This is a genomic window from Catenulispora sp. MAP12-49 (assembly GCF_041262705.1).
Taxonomy (GTDB): domain Bacteria; phylum Actinomycetota; class Actinomycetes; order Streptomycetales; family Catenulisporaceae; genus Catenulispora.
In genome coordinates this window covers 466,947-485,393 of sequence record NZ_JBGCCP010000001.1, presented here as the reverse complement: position 1 = coordinate 485,393, position 18,447 = coordinate 466,947, and the positions used below count along the sequence as shown (strand labels likewise).

Sequence of the window (18,447 nt, the reverse complement as noted above, 5' to 3'; positions counted from 1 at the left end):
GAGGCCGGCCCCGCGGGCGCTCGAAGCTGGACAACTGAATGTCGGGGGGCTGATCTCTTGGAGGTTTCACTGTGGATTCGCAGAAGCTGACGACCAAGAGCCAGGAGGCCCTGAGCGTCGCGATCCGCGAGGCCACCCGCGCCGGCAACCCCCAGGTCGAGGCGGTCCAGGTCCTGCAGGCCCTGCTCGGCCAGGTCGAGGGCACCACCCGGCCGCTGCTGGAGGCGGTCGGCGTGGACCGCGCCGCGCTCACCCAGGCGGCCGCGGCCGCCGCCGAGCGCCTGCCGTCGGCCAGCGGTTCGACCGTCTCGGCGCCCACCCTGGCCCGCAACACCCTCAACGCTTTGAACGCCGCGGGCGACGAGGCCCGCAAGCTCGACGACGAGTACGTCTCCACCGAGCACCTGCTTCTGGGCCTGGCATTGGGCAACGACGCGACCGCCGACCTGCTCAAGAAGGCCGGGGCGACGCCGAAGGCGCTGCGCGAGGCCTTCGGCAAGGTGCGCGGCTCGGCGCGGGTGACGTCGCAGGACCCAGAGGCCACGTATCAGGCCCTGGAGAAGTACGGCGTGGACCTGACCGCCTCGGCGCGGGACGGCAAGCTGGACCCGGTGATCGGCCGCGATGCCGAGATCCGCCGGGTGGTGCAGGTGCTCTCGCGCCGGACCAAGAACAACCCGGTGCTGATCGGCGAGCCCGGCGTCGGCAAGACCGCCGTGGTCGAGGGCCTGGCCCAGCGCATCATCGCCGGCGACGTGCCGGAGAGCCTGCGCGACAAGCGCCTGGTGTCCCTGGACCTGGGCGCGATGGTGGCCGGCGCGAAGTACCGCGGCGAGTTCGAGGAGCGCCTCAAGGCCGTCCTGGCCGACATCAAGGACTCCGAGGGCCAGGTCATCACCTTCATCGACGAGCTGCACACGGTGGTCGGCGCGGGCGCCACGGGCGACTCCTCGATGGACGCCGGCAACATGCTCAAGCCGATGCTGGCCCGCGGCGAGCTGCGGATGGTCGGCGCGACCACGCTGGACGAGTACCGCGAGCGCATCGAGAAGGACCCGGCGCTGGAGCGCCGCTTCCAGCAGGTGCTCGTCGACGAGCCGACGGTCGAGGACACCATCGCGATCCTGCGCGGTCTCAAGGGCCGCTACGAGGCGCACCACAAGGTGGCCATCTCCGACAACGCGCTGGTCGCCGCCGCCACGCTCTCGCACCGCTACATCACCTCCCGCTTCCTGCCGGACAAGGCCATCGACCTGATCGACGAGGCCGCCTCCCGGCTGCGCATGGAGATCGACTCCCGCCCGGTGGAGATCGACGAGCTGCAGCGCACCGTGGACCGGATGAAGATGGAGGAGCTGGCGCTGGCCAAGGAGCACGACCCGGCCTCGCGCGACCGGCTGGCCCGGCTCCGGCTGGACCTGGCCGACCGGCAGGAGCAGCTCAACGCCCTGAACGCGCGCTGGGAGCAGGAGAAGGGCGGCCTGAACCGGGTCGGCGAGCTCAAGGCCCGGCTGGACGCGATGCGGTCGCAGGTCGAGCAGGCGCAGCGGTCCGGCGACTTCGAGACCGCCTCCCGTCTGCTCTACGCCGAGATCCCGGCGGCCGAGGCGGAGTTGGAGACCGCCTCGACCTCTGCGGACGAGGCCGAGGCCGTCGCCCCGATGGTCAAGGAGGAGGTCGGCCCGGACGACATCGCCGAGGTGGTCGGCGCCTGGACCGGCATCCCGGCCGGCCGGCTGCTGGAGGGCGAGACCGAGAAGCTGCTGCACATGGAGGAGCGGATCGGGGAGCGGCTGATCGGGCAGGCCGAGGCCGTGGCCGCGGTCTCCGACGCGGTGCGCCGCGCCCGGGCCGGCATCTCCGACCCGGACCGCCCGACCGGCTCGTTCCTGTTCCTGGGCCCGACCGGCGTCGGCAAGACCGAGCTGGCCAAGGCGCTGGCGGACTTCCTGTTCGACGACGAGCACGCCATGGTGCGCATCGACATGTCGGAGTACTCCGAGAAGCACTCGGTGGCCCGGCTGGTCGGCGCCCCTCCCGGCTACGTCGGCTACGAGGAGGGCGGCCAGCTGACCGAGGCCGTCCGCCGCCGGCCCTACTCGGTGGTGCTGCTCGACGAGGTCGAGAAGGCGCACCCGGAGATCTTCGACGTGCTGCTGCAGGTCCTGGACGACGGCCGGCTCACCGACGGCCAGGGCCGCACCGTGGACTTCCGCAACACGATCCTGATCCTCACCTCCAACCTCGGCACCGGCGGCTTCGACCTCACGGTCGACGAGGCGCTGGACCCGGCGCAGGCCCGGCTGGACCGGCGCCAGCGGGTGGAGGCGGCGGTGCGCGCGGCCTTCAAGCCGGAGTTCCTGAACCGGCTGGACGCCCAGGTGATCTTCGACCCGCTGGGCACCGCCGAGCTGGGCCGGATCGTCGACATCCAGGTCGCCAAGCTGGCCGCGCGCCTGGCCGACCGGCGGCTGGCCCTGGACGTCACCGCCGGCGCCCGCGACTGGCTGGCGATCGCCGGCTACGAGCCGGCCTTCGGGGCCCGTCCGTTGCGCCGCCTGGTGCAGGCCGCGATCGGCGACCCGCTGGCCCGCAAGCTGCTCGGCGGTCAGATCCGGGACGGCGAGACGGTGCGGGTGGACGTGGACGTCGAGAACGACGCCCTGGTCATCAGCTCGCAGGCGTAATGGGGATGATCGAAGGTCGGCGGGGCGTCTAGCGTGGACTCCATGCCTGCCGCTTTGCCGACCGTCACCGCCACCCGGTACGTGACCCCGCTCCGTGAGGGCGGTTCGCTGCCCGGCCTGGTCGAGGCCTCGGACCTCGGGACGTACGTCGTGAAGTTCCGCTCGGCCGGCCAGGGCCGCAAAGCCCTGGTCGCCGAGGTCGTCGCCGGGGAACTGGCCCGGGCCCTGGGCCTGCCGGTGCCGGCGCTGGTCGGGATCGAGCTGGACCCGGTGATCGGAGCCGCCGAGCCGGATCAGGAGATCCAGGAACTCCTTAAGGGGAGCAAGGGACTGAACCTCGGTATGGACTATCTGCCGGGTTCACTGGGATATGACCCCTTAGCGTTTCCGGTGGAGCCGGAACTGGCCAGTCGCATCGTGTGGTTCGACGCGTTGGTGCGGAACGTGGACCGCTCGTGGCGGAACCCGAATCTGCTGTTGTGGCATCGCAAGCTCTATCTGATCGACCACGGCGCCTCGCTGATCTTCCACCACAACTGGCCGGGAGCGCAGAAGGGCGCCCTGGCTCCGTTCGACGCGGGCGACCATGTGCTCGCCTCCTATGCGAAGGACATGCCAGGAGCCGACGCCGCGCTCGCACCGCTGGTCACCGAGGAGCTGCTCAGGTCCGTCGTGGCGGTCGTGCCGGACGAGTGGTTGGCGGACGAGCCCGGCTTCGAGTCCGCCGACGCGGTGCGCGAGGCGTACGTCAGCTATCTGCTGACGCGTGTCGTCGGACCGCGCGAGTGGTTTCCACAGGTTGTGGACAGCTCCGCGCAGGAGGCCGCCCGGGCCCAGCAGAGCTCCGATCTCAAGGCGCGTCTCAAGGCGAAGCACCCGAACTGGATGCAGGGACGGGTGAAATGAGCGTTCAGCCTTACGAGTACTCGGTACTGCGGGCTGTTCCCCGTGTGGAGCGCGGGGAGTACGTCAACATCGGCGTGGTGCTCTATTGCCAGCAGCTCGACTTCCTCGGATGCGCGACGCAGCTGGACTCCGTACGGGTGCGCGCCCTGGATCCCACCGCTGATGTCGAGGGGATCGAGGCTCTGCTCGGCGCCGTCACGAAGGTCTGCTGCGGCGGTCCGGATTCCGGTCCCGCCGGCCAGGACGCACTGGGCCGGCGGTTCCGGTGGCTGATCGCGCCGCGGTCCACCGTGGTGCAGCCGGGGCCGGTGCACACGGGGCTCACCGCCGATCCCGCGGCCGCTCTGGACCGGCTGGCCGGGTCACTCCTCGGCTGACGCCTCGATTGATACTTCGGCCGACCCCTTGTCTGTCGCCTGTGCGGCTGCTTGAGCGGCCGCACCGCCAGGACCGGTCAGCCGCGAGGAAGCCTCGACGCCGCGCTTCTCGATGTCCGCGATCATCTCGCGGTCCGCGCGGATCGTGGCCCGGGCGTTGGCCTTCTCCACGATCGCCGGCAGCATCCCGTGGATACGGCGCAGGTGGTTGACCCACGACGGCACACAGATAACGCGGCTGCGCTTGGCGATGCCCTCCGCGACCGCCTGGCCGACCTTCTCCAGGGGATACACGCGGGACGCCGGTCCGGGCGCGCTCTTACGGAACTTGCCCAGCACCGGATGCGCGTCGGCGCTGGTGACCAGATCCGTCTTGATCCAGGAGAAGTAGGCGACGCCCACGTCCACGCCGAGGTGCTTCACTTCGGCGCGCAGACTGTCGCCGAACGCTTCAGCGCCTGCCTTGGACGCCGTATAGGCGGCGAGCGCAGGCGGATGGATCAGGGCCGCCGCGGAGGAGACCACGAGGACGTATCCCCGGTTCTTGATGACATGCGGGAGCGCGGTGCGGACCGTCCGCCAGACGCCGAGCAGGTTGATCTCGATGGTGCGCTCGAACGCCGCCGGGTCGATCGAGCGGATGAATCCGGTCGGCGCGACCCCGGCGTTGGCCACGACCACATCGATGCCGCCGTAGTGGTCGACGATGCCGTCGATCGCCGCGCCGAGCTGCTCCCACGAGGTCACGTCCGCGTCCCACGCGGTCGCGTCGGGGCCGCAGGACTCCGCGGTCTTGCGCAGTTCCTCGGGCTCCAGGCCGATCAGCGCGACCTTGGCCCCGCCACGGGCCAGACGGCGGGCCGCTTCCGCGCCGATCCCGCGTGCCGCACCGGTGATGACCACGACTTTTCCGCTGATGCCTTGCGGTCCCCAGGTTCCCATGACCAAACCCTACCGCCGGTAACTTACTGAGCGGTAGGGGTCGGCCGGGCCGGATGTCAGCCGCTGACCTGCTGGCCGAACGCGTTCACGCAGTACATCGGGCTGGGGTAGAAGGCCGCGGAGCCGTACTGGTTGACCGTCTGGACCTGGAAGCACGTCGTGCCGTCCGAGGGGATCTGATACGAGTAGCTGGTGCCCGACACCGGCACGGTCTGGTCGGAGTTCACACCTGTTCCCTTCACCGTGTAGTGCAGGTTGTAGCTCGTGGCATCGGAATGTGCCTTCCAGGACAAGTCAACGGTGGCCATACCGACCCAGCCAGGGATCTGATACTTGATGTCGCCCGGCTCCATCGGGCCTGGCGGGTTGTGCTCCGGCGGCGGAGCGGTGGTCGGGTGCGTCGTGGGATGTGAGACCGGCTTGCTGGTCGACGTCGACGTGGTCGACGGCGGATGCGATACCGATGTTCCGTTCTGGCCGCCGGACGCGACCGTGATCGTGACCGGTGCGGAGATGCCTTGGGCGGAGGTCGTGCTGCCGCCGCCGGGGTTCACCGCGGACGCCGGGCTGTTCGGGCTCGGAGCCGGAGCGCCGCTCGTCGATGTCTGTCCGCCGGGGCTGCCGCTGGTGGTGGTAGTGGTATTGGCGGCGGAGCCGGCGGTGGGAGGAAACGCGCCGCCGTTCTGGCTGCTGGACAGAGCGCTGCCGGCCCGCGGGTTGTCCGCCGAGGTGTTGCTCTTTCCACCGCCCCCGCCCTCCACGACGGCGAGGGCGGCCAGGATGAGCGCGCCGACGGTGGCCGCGGAGATCACGGCGGCCCGCTTGCCTCCCCGCTTCGGCGCGAGCGCCACCGTCTGCTGGTCGGCGACGTCGCTCGCGGTCACCGGCAGCCCGACGCCGAGCGGTGGCTGCTGCCAGTCGACGCCGGTGAGCGGCAGCCAGACGACGGTGCCGAAGGCCTCGGTGATCTGCTGCGGCGTGGGCCGGTCCGTGGGTTCCTTGGCCAGGCAGCCTTCGATGATGCCGCGCAGCTCCTCGTCATCCTCGGCGACGCCGCTCAGATCCGGCTCGTTGTTGACGACGCGATGCAGGATCGCCAGCGGTGGTCCGTCGCCGAAGGCCAGGCGGCCGGATGCGGCGAAGACCAGGAGTGAGCCCAGTGCGAACACATCGGAGGCGCTCTCCACGGAGCGCCCGTCGGCTTGCTCAGGGGACATATACGCCGGCGTGCCGAGCGTCTGGCCTGTGTTGGTCAGCAGTGAGGCGTCCAAGGCCCGGGCCACACCGAAGTCGATGACCTTGGGACCGTCCGGGCCGAGCAGCACGTTCGCCGGCTTGAGGTCGCGGTGCACGACGTCCGCGGCGTGGATGACCACAAGGGCCTCGGCGATCGCCGAAGCCAGGGCTCGAAGGCGCGCGCTGTCGAAGCCGCCGCCCTGTTCGACAGCGTCCTGGAGGGTCGGGCCGGGCACATACTCCGTCGCGAGCCATGGACGCATGCCGTCGGTCTCGGCGTTGTAGATCCCCGCGATACGCGGGCTGTGTACGCGCTCTGCTACTTGCAACTCCCGCGAGAAACGCTTGCGGAAGGCCGGGATGTCAGCCAGGTCGGAGCGGACCACCTTGACCGCGGCCTGCCGTCCGGCCGCGTCCGTCCCCAGGAAGACCCGGCCCATGGCGCCCGCGCCGAGCTGTGTGACGAGCAGGTACGGGCCGATCCGGTCCGTGGCCGCGGATTCCCCCTTGTGTACGTTGCTGTTCATATCCAACGTCATGCCTCCCCCTGTATGGCGTCCTGCCATTATGGGGCAGCAGATTGATTCGAGGCCCCCCGGCCCTCAGCGCAGACGGCGATCGTTGAGAACCGGCAACGCGCCACGTGTCTGGGCGACCAGTGCCGGATCGACGTCCACCCGCAGGACCTCTTCACCGGTACCCGCTTCGGCGACGACGTTCCCCCAGGGATCGATGACCGCAGAGTGTCCGCCGAGGGCCACGCCTCCGTTCGTCCCCACACAGTTCGTGGCGAAGACGAAGACCTGGTTCTCGATCGCGCGGGCCTTGAGGAGCACGCGCCAGTGCTCGATCCGCTTAGCGGGCCACGCAGAGCACATCACCATGTGCTCCATGCCCTGATTCAGGAGACGGCGGAACAGTTCCGGGAACCGGAGGTCGTAACAGGTCGCCAGTCCCAGCGTTCCCCAAGGGGAGGAGAGGGTGACGATGTCCTTCCCGGGCCCCATCAGGGTCGCCTCGCCCTCGCTGAAGCCGAACCGGTGGATCTTCCGGTACTGCGCCTGCTTTCCCTCGGGCCCACGGAGTACCGCGGTGTTATAGAGAATCCCCTCAGGGGTGCGCTCTACGTAGGAACCGAAGTGCAGCCACATCTCAGGGCCGGAGCCCTCGTGGGTGCGCACCTTCTCCAGCGCGGCGATCGGTTTGCTGTCGGCGATCGGCTCCGCGTGGTCGGTCCAGCCCTTGTAGTCGAACCCGCCGGCCACCCACAGTTCGGGCAGGACGACCAGTTCCGCACCGGTCTCCCGTTCGGCTTCGACCAGCTTCACCACACGGGTCCAGCGGTCCTCCGGCGCTTCCGCGTCGTCGACGGCGAGCTGCATGAGCGATACGCGCATACTGCCGATCGTGCCAGAGGCGCACCGGTTCTGAGAACCGGTGCGCCTCTGTGTTTGTTGATGAAACCCTGTGTTTGTCGGTGAACCCCTGCGTCTATCGATGAACCCCTGTGCGGGATGTCAGCTCCAGGCCAGCGCCTTCAGCGGGTCGGCGAGCACCGCGCCGATGTCCCGCAGCACCTTGGAGCCCAGCTCACCGTCGACCAGGCGGTGGTCGAAGGACAACGCCAGCGTGGTCACCTGGCGCGGCTTCACCTTGCCCTTGTGCATCCAGGGCTGCTCCCGCACCGCGCCGAACGCCAGGATGGACGCCTCGCCGGGGTTCAGGATCGGGGTGCCGGTGTCCACGCCGAACACGCCGACGTTGGTGATGGTCGCCGTGCTGCCGCTCATGTCCGCCAGCGAGGTCTTGCCTTCCCGCGCCACGTCGGTGAGGTTGTTGAGCGCGCGGCCCAACCCCACCAGCGGCAGCAGGTCGGCGCCCTTGATGTTCGGCACGATCAGCCCGCGCGGCGTGGCCGCCGCGATGCCCAGGGTGACGTGGTCGAAGTAGACGATCTCGCCGTTGGCCTCGTCCCAGCGCGCGTTGATCTCCGGGTTCCGTGCCATCGCCACCAGGAACGCCTTGGCGACCAGCAGCAGCGGCGACACCCGCACGCCCTTGAAGTCCGGCATCTCCTTGAGGCGCTGCACGAACTTCATGGTCGGGGTGACGTCGATCGTCAGGAACTCGGTGACGTGCGGCGCGGTGAACGCCGACTGCACCATCGCCGCGGCGGTCGCCTTGCGCACGCCCTTGATCGGGACGCGGCGCTCGCCGTTGACGAAGGGGGCGGCCGCCGGGGCGGTGCCGGTGGTGCCGTTGACGGCCGGCGCGGTCTGCGGCCCGGAGGCGGCCGCGTGGACGTCCTCCCGGGTCACGGTGCCGTTGGTGCCGGTCGCGACCACCAGCGCCAGGTCCACGCCCAGGTCCTTGGCCAGCTTGCGGACCGGCGGCTTGGCCAGCGGCTTCGCGCCGACCGGCGCGGACGCCGTGGCCTGAGCGGCGGGCGCGGCGGCCTGGACCGCCGGAGCGGCCGTCTCCCGCACCGCGGAGTGACCGTAGTACGCCGGGGCCGGAAGGTCGTCGTCGACCGGCTCCTCGCGGACCGTGGCGCCCATGACGTCGGCCGCCGACGGCGTCGCCGCGGTCTTGCGCGGACGGCGGCCGGAGGCGCCCTGCTTCACGCCGTAGCCGACCAGGACCGGCTCGCGCTTCTCGCTCTTGTCGGCCGCCGGCGCGGCCTTCGCCTCGGCGGTGGCCGCCACGCCCGCGGTCATGTCGTCGCCGCCCGCGGCGCCGCCGGTGCTCGGCGTGCTCGGGTCGGTGTCGATGCCGATGATCGGGGTGCCGACGTCGACCGTCGCGCCCTCCTCCACCAGCAGCTCGACGATCTTGCCGGCCCACGGCGAGGGCAGCTCGACGGCGGCCTTGGCGGTCTCGATCTCGACCAGGATCTGGTTGACCGTGACCAGGTCGCCGACCTTCACCGACCAGGCCAGGATCTCGGCCTCGGTCAGGCCCTCGCCGACGTCCGGGAGGTTGAATCTCTTGATCTCACCCATGATGTGCTCCCGATCCCTCAGTACGCGAACGCGCGGTCGACGGCGTCCAGCACTCGGTCCAGGTCCGGCAGGAACTCCTCCTCGACCCGCGACGGCGGGTACGGGGTGTGCGGGGCGCCGACGCGCAGGACCGGCGCCTCCAGGGAGTAGAAGCACTTCTCGGTGACCTTGGCGGCGACCTCGGCGCCCATGCCCATGAAGACCGAGGCCTCGTGCACGGTGATCAGCCGGCCGGTCTTGCGGACCGAGGCGTACACCGGCTCCAGGTCCAGCGGGTTCAGCGTGCGCAGGTCGATGACCTCCAGCGAGCGGCCTTCCTCGGCGGCCGCCGCAGCGGCCTCCAGGCAGGTCTTCACCATCGGGCCGTAGGCGACCAGCGTCGCGTCCGTCCCCGCGCGCACCACGCGGGAGGCGTACAGCGGGTAGGGCGTAGCGGTCGGGTCCAGCTCGGCCTTGTCCCAGTAGCGGCGCTTGGGCTCGAAGAACACGACCGGGTCGTCGGAGGCGATGGCCTGCTGGATCATCCAGTAGGCGTCCACCGGATTGGAGGCGGCGACCACGCGCAGGCCGGCCGTCATGGCGAAGTACGCCTCGGGGGACTCCGAGTGGTGCTCGACCGCGCCGATGCCGCCGCCGAACGGGATGCGGATCACGATGGGCATGCTGACCTTGCCCAGGGACCGCGCGCGCATCTTGGCGACCTGGGTGACGATCTGGTCGAAGGCCGGGTAGACGAACCCGTCGAACTGGATCTCCACCACCGGCCGGTAGCCGGACAGGGCCAGGCCCACCGCGGTGCCCACGATGCCGGACTCGGCCAGCGGGGTGTCGACGACCCGGGAGTCGCCGAAGTCCTTCTGCAGCCCGTCGGTGACGCGGAAGACGCCGCCGAGCTTGCCGATGTCCTCGCCCATGAGCAGGACCTTCGGGTCGTCCTCCAGGGCCCGGCGCAGGCCCAGGTTCAAGCCCTTGCCGAGGCTGATCTGCTGTGTCTTGGAAGTCGAGTCGGACATGTCAGTGAGCACCCTCGAAAGATTCCCAGTAAGCCCCGTACTCTGCGCGTTCCTCGTCCATCAGGGGGTGCGGCTCGGCGTAGACGTGGTCGAAGATCGAGACCGGCTTCGGGTCCGGCATGGTGACGCAGCGCTCGCGGATGTCGGCGGCGACCGTGTCCGCCTCGGCGTCGACGTCCTTGAAGTACGCCTCGTCGGCGTACTTGTTCTTCTCCAGGAACGCCCGCATGCGCAGGATCGGGTCCTTGGCCTTCCACTCCTCCAGTTCCTCGGAGTCGCGGTAGCGGGTCGGGTCGTCGGAGGTGGTGTGCGCGCCCATGCGGTAGGTGAAGGCCTCGACCAGCATCGGGCCGTTGCCGGTGCGGGCGCGCTCCAGGGCGGCCTTGGTGACCGCCAGGCATGCCAGGACGTCGTTGCCGTCCACGCGCACGCCCGGGAAGCCGAAGCCGGCGGCCCGCTGGTACAGCGGGACGCGGAACTGCCGCTCGTTGGGCTCGGAGATGGCCCACTGGTTGTTCTGGCAGAAGAACACCACCGGGGCGTTGTTCACGCTGGCGAAGACGAACGCCTCGTTGACGTCGCCCTGCGAGGACGCGCCGTCGCCGAAGTACGCGATCACGGCGGCCTCGCGGCCGTCGCGCTGCATGCCCATGGCGTAGCCGGTGGCGTGCAGCGTCTGGGAGCCGATCACGATCGTGTAGAGGGCGAAGTTCTTCTCGTTCGGGTCCCAGCCGCCGTTGTTCACGCCGCGGAACATCCCGAGCAGGTTCACCGGGTCCACGTCGCGGCACCAGGCCACGCCGTGCTCGCGGTAGGTGGGGAAGGCGAAGTCCTCGGCGGTCTGCGCGCGGCCGGAGCCGACCTGCGCGGCCTCCTGGCCCAGCAGCGGGGCCCACAGGCCCAGCTGGCCCTGGCGCTGAAGCGCCGTTCCTTCGGCGTCGATGCGGCGGACCAGGACCATGTCCCGGTACAGGCCGCGGTACTCCTCGGGCGTCAGGTCGATCGAGTAATCGGGGTGCTCGACCAGATCCCCTTCGGGCGTCAGCAGCTGCACGAGGTCCGGGCCCGCGGACCCGGCCTTCTTCTTAGCAGCGGTCTTGCCACCCGCGCCCTTGCGTGAGGTCACCACTACATGTCTCCTCTACACGTAACTCAGACGGACGTACGGCGGGATCGCCGCCGCGGTCGGTGAGGTGCTGCGGCGGCCGTGGAGTTCGGGTCGGGGTGTGACGTGGATCCCCCTCGGCCGTGCAGAGGCCACGTTACAGTGCCGAATGCGCGGGCGATGCCCCACGCCAAACACGCGAAAGCATGTGAGCGTGGCTATGTTGTAGATGTGCACGCTGATGCGGGGAAGTCGGACATAGCGGACTCGATCCGCGTCTTCCTGCTGGACGACCACGAACTGGTGCGGCGCGGCGTGGCCGAACTGCTCAGCGCCGAACCCGGCATCCACGTGTCCGGTCAGGCCGGTTCCGTCGCGCAGGCGCTGGCCGCGGCCGAGGCGGCCCGGCCGGACGTCGCCCTGCTCGACGTGCGGCTTCCCGACGGTTCGGGGATCGAGGTCTGCCGCGAGCTGAAGTCGCGGATGCCCCGGCTGGGCTGCCTGATGCTGACCTCGTTCTCGGACGACGACGCGCTTTTCGGAGCGATCATGGCCGGCGCGGCCGGCTACGTGCTGAAGGACATCAGGGGCTCGGCGCTCGTCGACGCGGTGCGGACCGTGGCGCGCGGGGGCTCGTTGCTCGACCCGACCGCCACCGAGCGGCTGCTGAGCAGGCTGCGCGTGGGCATCGTGCCCGGGGAGGCCGACCATGAGGCCGCGGCCTCCAAACTGGCGTCGCTCACGGCTTCCGAGAAGCGGATCCTGGAGCTGATCGCCGAGGGGCTGACCAACCGGCAGATCGGCGAACGGCTGAACCTGGCCGAGAAGACGGTGAAGAACTACATCACCGGGATCCTGGCGAAGCTGGCCATGCAGCGGCGTACGCAGGCCGCGGCGTTCGCGGTCCGGCATCTTCCCGGGCGTTCGCAGTAGCAGCGCCAAATGTCGGGTTCCCTATAGCGCAGGCTCCATAAGCATTCCTCGAAAGAGCTCCAGGAGGCCGGCGCGGATCTCCTCGCGGGTCGGGACGGCGCGGCTGCCGGCGCCGGCCACCGAGTCGAACAGGATCCCTTCGCTGAAGGCGATGAACGTCCGCCCGGCGCGGTCGGGGTCGGCGGCGCCCAGAGCCGCCATGAGGCCGCGTGCGGGCTCGCGGAAGGTGACGCCCGCGTCGTCATAGATGGCGCGCAGCTCCGGTCGCCTCGTCGCCTCCAGGGCGAGTTCGAAGCGGGCCAGCGCCTGCTCCCGGCGGTGCGTGAGCGTGTCGTGGAGCTGGGCGGCCACGAGGTCGGCGGCCGTCTCGGGGGTGAGCTCGTCCAGCGCCAGCAGGCCGCCGGGGTTCGCGGCGTCCTCGAAGACCTCGGCCTCCAGGCGGCACAGCCGGGCGAACGTGGTCTCCAGCAGGGCGCTGCGGGTCCGGGCGTGGTTGGAGGTGGACCCGGCGGGCAGGCCGGCGGCCTCGTCGACCGCGCGGTGGGTGAGACCGCGCAGTCCCCGCTCGGCGAGCAGGGCGATCGCGGTGTCTCCGATGAGGTCCGGACGGGAGGTCATGGCCAGACCCTAGCAGTTGACGACTACGGCTGTAGTGGCGTAGAACTACGTCTGTAGTTGGAACTACGGATGTAGTGAGGAGCGACCATGAAGGCGATCGTGGTGGGGGCGGGATTTGGCGGGCTCACTGCCGCAGCGGGGTTGTTCCAGCGCGGGTGGGACGTGACGGTCGTCGAGCGCGCCGCGGAGCTGCGGCCCGTGGGCTCCGGTCTGGCTGTTGCGCCGAACGGGTTGCGGGCGCTGGACACGCTGGGCGTCGGCGACGCGGTGCGGAAGCTGGCCGCGTTCCAGGGGGACGCCGCGGTGACCCGCTCGGACGGCCGGGTGATCGCCCGCACGGCGAGCAAGGCCATGATCAGCCGGTTCGGGGACGCGGTGATCCCGGCGACGCGGTCCTCGGTCATGGACGTGCTCACCGAGGTGCTGCCGTCGGACGTGTTCAAGCTGGGCGTCGCGGCCACAGGTATCGAGGCGGGCAGCGCGTCCCAGCGCCCGCGCCTCCTGACAGAGTCCGGCCCTCTTGAAGCGGACTTGATCGTTGCCGCCGACGGAGTGAACTCCGTACTGCGCAAGGCGCTTTTCCCGGAACACCCGGGGCCCGTTTACAGCGGTATCACCGCGTGGCGGATCCTGGTCCCGACACCCGCGGGAGACTTCCTGCCCGGCGAGGTCTGGGACGGCGGCCGGGTCTTCGGGATCACTCCGTTGGCGGACGGCCGGACCTATGCCTACGCCGCCGATCACGCCGAGCCCGGTGTCATCTATGCCGACGAGAAGGCCGAACTGCTACGGCGTTTCGGTGACTGCCACTTCCCGGTGCCCCAGCTCATTTCCGCGGCGGACCCCGAGACGATCCTGCACAACGACATCTATGAGATCGCCGAGCCGCTGTCCGCGTACCACCGAGGTGCGGTCGCGATCCTGGGCGACGCCGCGCACGCCATGACCCCGCATCTCGGCCAGGGGGCGAATCAGGCCATGGAGGACGGGGTCACCCTGGCGGCGCTCGTTGCACCGGCTCAGGGCTCTGCGGAGGTCGTGACCGCACTCGCCCGGTACACCGCCCTGCGGGCCCCTCGGGGAGCGGACATGGTGCGTCGCTCGCATCGGATGGGCGCGCTGACGCAGAGCACGTCGTGGCCCAAGGCGGCCTTGCGGAACCTGGTGATGGGCCTGGCCGGACGCCTCGTGCCGGACCTGGCGTTGCGCGCGATGGATCCGGTGGTCGCGTGGCAGCCGCCACAGTGACCGTAGGCTAGGCCGCATGACCGAGACTGCGTCGCCTCCCGTCCCCATTCGTTACGGCTTCCTGGGCCCGGCGGGGACGTTTACGGAGGCGGCGCTTCTTAGCGTTCCCGGCGCGCGGGATGCAGAGCGGGTTCCTTATGAGTCCGTGCCGGCGGCGCTGGACGCGGTACGGCGCGGCGAGGTCGCCGGCGCGGTCGTGGCGTTCGAGAACTCGGTGGAGGGCGCGGTCCCGGCCACGCTCGACGATCTGTCCACTGAGGAACCCCCGCTGCACATCGTGCGGGAGATCCTGTTGCCGGTCGAGTTCGCGCTCATGGGACGTCCCGATACGGCGCTCGCCGACATCAAGACGGTGTCCAGCCATCCGCACGCCTATCCGCAGTGCCGCCGCTGGCTGGCCGAGAACCTGCCGGACGCGCGGTGGGTCGCCGCGTCGTCCAACGCCGACGCGGCGCGGCTGGTGTCCGAGGGTGTGCACGACGCCGCCCTGGCGGGTTCGTTCGCGGCGCCGTTCTACCGGCTGGCACTGCTCGCCGAGAACATCCACGACGTCAGCGGGGCCGTCACCCGGTTCGTGATGGTCGTGCCGCCCGGCCCGCCGCCGGCCCGTACTGGCGCGGACAAGACATCCCTCGCCGTGGTGCTGCGGGACAACCACCCGGGCGCGCTCCTTGAGATCCTTGAGGAGTTCGCCGTCCGGGGCGTGGACCTGATGCGCATCGAGTCCCGGCCCACGCGGTCGAAGCTGGGCACCTACTGGTTCTCGATCGACTGCGAGGGGCACCTCGACGACGCCCGCGTCGGCGAAGTCCTCACCGGCCTGCGGCGGGTCGCCGCCGAGGTCCGGTACCTCGGCAGCTACCCGCGCGCCGACGGACGCGCCGCGGAGATCCGCAAGGGGACCTCCGACGAGGACTTCCGCGAGGCCGCCGAATGGCTGGCCGGCCTCAGGAGCCGATGAGCGCGTTCAGCAGGGTCTCCCGCTCGGCGATCGCCGTGTAGAGCTGCTCGGAGATCGAGCGCAGCGCCGTCAGCGAGTCGTACTGGTAGGCCGCGAGCACGTCCGCCATGGGGTTCTCCATCAGCGTCTGGCGCTCCAGGGCGAGCTCGGCCTGCTTCGCGCGCAGCCAGATCAGGCGGCCGCGCAGCCACAGCTCGCGCTGCGGGTGGTCCTTCGCCGGGCCCGACGAGGTCAGCGACCACTCCTCGCTGAGCTTCTGCAGCGCGGGAAGGTCGTCCTTCTCGTACGCGGCGTTGACACGGGTGATGAAGGCCGAGCGGCGTGCGATCTCGGTCGGGTCCTGGACGAGGTCCGGGTGCGAGCGGCGGGCCAGCTCCCGGTACAGGCGCTGCGCGGTCTTGCTGGGGCGCACCGGCACGTCCGGGTCGGCGGCCGGGGCCGCGCTCTCCGCGCGGGGACGCGGCGGCTTCTGGTCCTGTTCCGCGCCGCCCTCCCCGTCCTCGTCGAGCAGCCCGGCGTTCGCGGCGGCGAACAGCAGCGGGTCCTCGCCGTCGACCCGGGCCCGGGCCTCCACCGCACGGCGGATCGCCTCGGGGTCGCCGGTCATGGCGGCTTCGGTCTCGGCGGTGAGCGCGTCCAGCTCGTCGAGCCGGCCGTACAGCGGGCCCAACTGGATCTGGTGCAGCCGGGTGAACTGGTCCAACTCGGCACGCAGGGACTCGACGGCCACCTGCGTGTCCAGCAGGGTCGTCTCGGCCACCACGACGGCGTCTTCCAGACTTTGGAACACTGGCTCACTCATTGCCTGGGCAGTCTCCACGGTTGGTCCTCACAGATTTACTCAGGGCACTGCGGCAGAGAGGGTACAGGAGCGACAGGGGGCGACGGCTCCGTCTTCGGGCGTACTGTGGTGCGCAGGATGATCGACCTTAACGCAGATCTGGGCGAAGGTTTCGGGCGTTGGCGACTTGGTGACGACGACGCTCTCCTAAAGCTGGTCACCAGTGCCAACGTCGCCTGCGGCTTCCACGCCGGCGATCCTTCCACCATGCGCCGGGTCTGTTCGGCGGCCGTCGGCCGCGGAGTACGGATCGGAGCCCAGGTCGGCTACCGCGACCTGGCCGGCTTCGGCCGCCGCGACATCGAGTACGACCCTCACGAACTGGCTGACGATGTCCTCTTCCAGATCGGAGCCCTGGACGCCTTCGCCAGAGCGGCCGGAGACCGGGTCCGCTACGTGAAACCGCACGGGGCTCTGTACAACCGTATCGTGCACGACGCCGTGCAAGCCGAGGCGGTGGTCCGCGCGGTGTCCGCTTTCGCCTCAGCTTACGACGTGGATGTCCCTGTCCTGGGCCTTTCCGGTTCGGTTTTTCTCGAACTGGCGTCCACAGCGGGCCTTACAACGATCCCCGAGGCCTTCGTGGACCGGGCCTACACGCCCCTGGGCACCCTCGTCCCGCGCTCCGCGCCCGGGGCGGTCGTGACGAGCCCGGAGGAAGTCGCGGGACGTGCGGTGGAGATGGCCGTGTCCGGCACGGTCCGCGCCGTCGACGGCACGCTGCTGGAGATCAAGGCGCGGTCGTTGTGCGTGCACGGGGACACGCCCTCCGCGGTGGCCATGGCGGCCGCGGTCCGAGACGCCCTGCGGTCGACGGGGGTCGAGGTCGGGGCATTCGTGTGAGCGAGGGCCCGGGTGCCGGTGCCGGTGCCGCATCGGTCCGACCTGCGGGTCCGTTCGCGGTACTGCTCGAGTTCGATTCTTTGGAGAAAGTTCAGCGCTGCTTCGCCTGGGCCGAGCGCTGGCGCGCGGCGCGGCCCGGTGTGCTGGTCGATGTGGTGCCCGCCGAGCGGACGCTGATGGCCATCGCGACGTTCGATGACGCGGGGCAGCGCGGGCTTCGGGAGTTCGTGGCGGCGGTCGGGAATGTGGACTGGTCCGTCGCCGGTGATGGCGACGGTGACAGTGCTGGTGGCGGCGTGGCGCAGTCCGCGCAGAGCGAGATCGTCGAGCTTCCGGTGCTGTACGAGGGCCCGGATCTCGACGACGTCGCGCGGCTGACCGGCCTTGCCACAAATGAGATCGTTTCGTTGCACACGGCGGCCGAATTCACGGTCGCGTTCACGGGCTTCGCCCCCGGCTTCGCGTACCTGACCGGATTGCCGGACGTGCTGCGCGTGCCACGCCGCGACGCGCCGCGCACCCGCGTGCCCGCCGGAGCGGTGGCCTTGGGCGGGCCGTACAGCGGTGTCTATCCCCGGGAATCCCCGGGCGGCTGGCAACTGATCGGGCGCCTGGCGGCCTGGGCCCCGGCGCTGTGGGACGAGACCCGGGACTCGCCGGCGCTGCTCCGACCGGGTACCCGCGTTCGGTTCCGCGACGCGGCGGAGCGAAGCGGCCCGGACGGCGCTCCTGGCGTCTCCGGCGACCGCGACGAGGCCACGGCGGAAGCCGGCGGGCCCGGCTTGCGCGTGGTGCGCGCCGGACCGCTGACGACGGTGCAGGACCTCGGCCGGCCGGGCTTCGCGCACCTCGGCGTCCCGCGCTCGGGTGCGGTCGACCGGGCGTCGCTGAAGCTCGCGAACCGCTTGGTGGGCAACGAAGAGGGCGCCGCGGCGCTCGAGTTGACGCTCGGCGGCGGGGCGGTGTGTCTCGAGGTGGGGCGCTGGGTCGCGGTGGCGGGGGCCCGGTGCGAGGTCACGGTGTCGGCGTCGGTGCATGGGGCTGGGGACGACGACGGGGCTGCTGAAGGGGCCGGGGACGGGGCGGGCTCTCGGCAGCAGACGGTCATGCGCACCGTGCCGGGCGCTGCGTTCTATGTGCCCGGCGGTGCGGTCGTGGATGTGGGGCCGGCCGCGGCGGGGGTGCGCGCTTACCTCGCCGTGGCCGGGGGTGTGGGCGGTGCGGGGGTGCTGGGGAGCCGGTCGGTCGACCTCCTTTCGGGGGTTGGTGGGCGGGCTTTGGTGACGCGGGAACGCGTCGCGCTCGGCGATCCGACGGGCCTGCCGCCGGACATCCCGGGCCTGGGATTGGCACCGCTGCGGGATGCCGATGATCCCGTGGTGGTGCGGCTGGTCTTGGGGCCGCGCAGCGAGTGGTTCACGGACGACGCGGTCCGCGACTTGATCGCGGCGCAGTGGACGGTCGGGATGGAGTCGAACCGGACAGCGGTACGCCTGGACGGGCCCATGGTGCAGCGAGCCCGCGACGGCGAGCCGGCGAGCGAGCCGCTGGTCGTGGGAGCGGTCCAGATCCCCCACGACGGCCGCCCGGTGCTGTTCTTGGCCGACCACCCGGTGACCGGCGGATACCCGGTGATCGCCTGTGCCCACCCGGCGGACCTGGACGCCGTCGGACAAGCAAGGCCCGGAACGGGAATCCGATTCCGGATGGTCGGCACCTCAAGCCGGCGCTGAGA

16 protein-coding genes are annotated in these 18,447 nt (G+C 70.6%); 8 read left to right on the top strand and 8 right to left on the bottom strand.

The features are described from left to right. Positions 1-71: 71 nt before the first annotated feature. Genes clpB through ABIA35_RS02120 form a run of 3 tightly spaced genes read left to right on the top strand, consistent with a single transcriptional unit; the run spans position 72 to position 3,970 of the window. Positions 72-2,687: an ATP-dependent chaperone ClpB gene (clpB, locus tag ABIA35_RS02130; protein ID WP_370356319.1), complete on the top strand. Its 2,616-nt coding sequence runs from the start codon at positions 72-74 to the stop codon at positions 2,685-2,687. Between the two features lie 42 nt (positions 2,688-2,729). After that, positions 2,730-3,593, top strand: coding sequence for a HipA family kinase (locus tag ABIA35_RS02125; RefSeq protein ID WP_370356317.1), 864 nt, complete (start codon positions 2,730-2,732; stop codon positions 3,591-3,593). Beyond that, the gene (locus ABIA35_RS02120) at positions 3,590-3,970 is read left to right on the top strand and encodes a DUF3037 domain-containing protein (protein WP_370343155.1); all 381 of its coding nucleotides are present in this window, start codon (positions 3,590-3,592) and stop codon (positions 3,968-3,970) included. Before ABIA35_RS02125 ends, ABIA35_RS02120 begins: the two co-directional genes overlap by 4 nt. On the opposite strand, the gene ABIA35_RS02115 is transcribed toward ABIA35_RS02120, so the two are convergent. The 6 genes from ABIA35_RS02115 to pdhA form a co-directional block, all read right to left on the bottom strand. Then, complete coding sequence (locus ABIA35_RS02115) at positions 3,956-4,912, bottom strand: SDR family oxidoreductase (RefSeq protein WP_370356315.1); 957 nt, start codon at positions 4,910-4,912, stop codon at positions 3,956-3,958. The genes ABIA35_RS02120 and ABIA35_RS02115 overlap by 15 nt on opposite strands. Positions 4,913-4,968: 56 nt before the next feature. Continuing rightward, positions 4,969-6,675: a serine/threonine protein kinase gene (locus ABIA35_RS02110; RefSeq protein ID WP_370356314.1), complete on the bottom strand. Its 1,707-nt coding sequence runs from the start codon at positions 6,673-6,675 to the stop codon at positions 4,969-4,971. A 75-nt stretch (positions 6,676-6,750) separates the two neighbouring features. Next, a complete protein-coding gene (locus ABIA35_RS02105) occupies positions 6,751-7,545 on the bottom strand; it encodes a carbon-nitrogen family hydrolase (RefSeq protein ID WP_370343151.1) in 795 nt (264 codons plus the stop codon). Positions 7,546-7,665: 120 nt separating this feature from the next. Beyond that, positions 7,666-9,150 (bottom strand): dihydrolipoamide acetyltransferase family protein, encoded by a 1,485-nt coding sequence (locus ABIA35_RS02100; protein WP_370343150.1) that lies wholly within the window; start codon positions 9,148-9,150, stop codon positions 7,666-7,668. A 17-nt stretch (positions 9,151-9,167) separates the two neighbouring features. Further along, positions 9,168-10,163 carry an alpha-ketoacid dehydrogenase subunit beta gene (locus ABIA35_RS02095; protein WP_370343148.1) on the bottom strand — a complete coding sequence of 332 codons (996 nt, stop codon included), beginning with the start codon at positions 10,161-10,163 and terminating at the stop codon, positions 9,168-9,170. A 1-nt stretch (position 10,164) separates the two neighbouring features. After that, positions 10,165-11,292, bottom strand: coding sequence for a pyruvate dehydrogenase (acetyl-transferring) E1 component subunit alpha (pdhA, locus tag ABIA35_RS02090; protein WP_370343147.1), 1,128 nt, complete (start codon positions 11,290-11,292; stop codon positions 10,165-10,167). Positions 11,293-11,499: 207 nt separating this feature from the next. On the opposite strand from pdhA, the gene ABIA35_RS02085 reads away from it, so the two are divergent. Continuing rightward, on the top strand, positions 11,500-12,201 hold the full coding sequence (locus ABIA35_RS02085) for a response regulator (RefSeq protein WP_370356312.1): 702 nt from the start codon (positions 11,500-11,502) through the stop codon (positions 12,199-12,201). Between the two features lie 21 nt (positions 12,202-12,222). Here ABIA35_RS02085 and ABIA35_RS02080 read toward each other — a convergent pair whose 3' ends face one another. Next, positions 12,223-12,819: a TetR/AcrR family transcriptional regulator gene (locus ABIA35_RS02080; RefSeq protein WP_370343145.1), complete on the bottom strand. Its 597-nt coding sequence runs from the start codon at positions 12,817-12,819 to the stop codon at positions 12,223-12,225. An 87-nt stretch (positions 12,820-12,906) separates the two neighbouring features. Here ABIA35_RS02080 and ABIA35_RS02075 point away from each other — a divergent pair, with 87 nt between their 5' ends. Then, entirely contained in the window at positions 12,907-14,067 is a 1,161-nt protein-coding gene (locus tag ABIA35_RS02075) for an FAD-dependent monooxygenase (RefSeq protein ID WP_370356310.1), read from the top strand. A gap of 16 nt (positions 14,068-14,083) precedes the next feature. Then, complete coding sequence (gene pheA, locus ABIA35_RS02070) at positions 14,084-15,028, top strand: prephenate dehydratase (RefSeq protein ID WP_370343142.1); 945 nt, start codon at positions 14,084-14,086, stop codon at positions 15,026-15,028. Here pheA and ABIA35_RS02065 read toward each other — a convergent pair. Next, positions 15,015-15,830 (bottom strand): hypothetical protein, encoded by an 816-nt coding sequence (locus ABIA35_RS02065; RefSeq protein WP_370356308.1) that lies wholly within the window; start codon positions 15,828-15,830, stop codon positions 15,015-15,017. The two genes, pheA and ABIA35_RS02065, sit on opposite strands and share 14 nt — an antisense overlap. A gap of 117 nt (positions 15,831-15,947) precedes the next feature. Between ABIA35_RS02065 and ABIA35_RS02060 the strand changes: the two genes are divergently transcribed. Beyond that, on the top strand, positions 15,948-16,712 hold the full coding sequence (locus tag ABIA35_RS02060; protein WP_370343140.1) for a LamB/YcsF family protein: 765 nt from the start codon (positions 15,948-15,950) through the stop codon (positions 16,710-16,712). Further along, on the top strand, positions 16,709-18,445 hold the full coding sequence (locus ABIA35_RS02055; protein ID WP_370356306.1) for a carboxyltransferase domain-containing protein: 1,737 nt from the start codon (positions 16,709-16,711) through the stop codon (positions 18,443-18,445). Before ABIA35_RS02060 ends, ABIA35_RS02055 begins: the two co-directional genes overlap by 4 nt. The last annotated feature ends 2 nt before the right edge of the window (positions 18,446-18,447 follow it).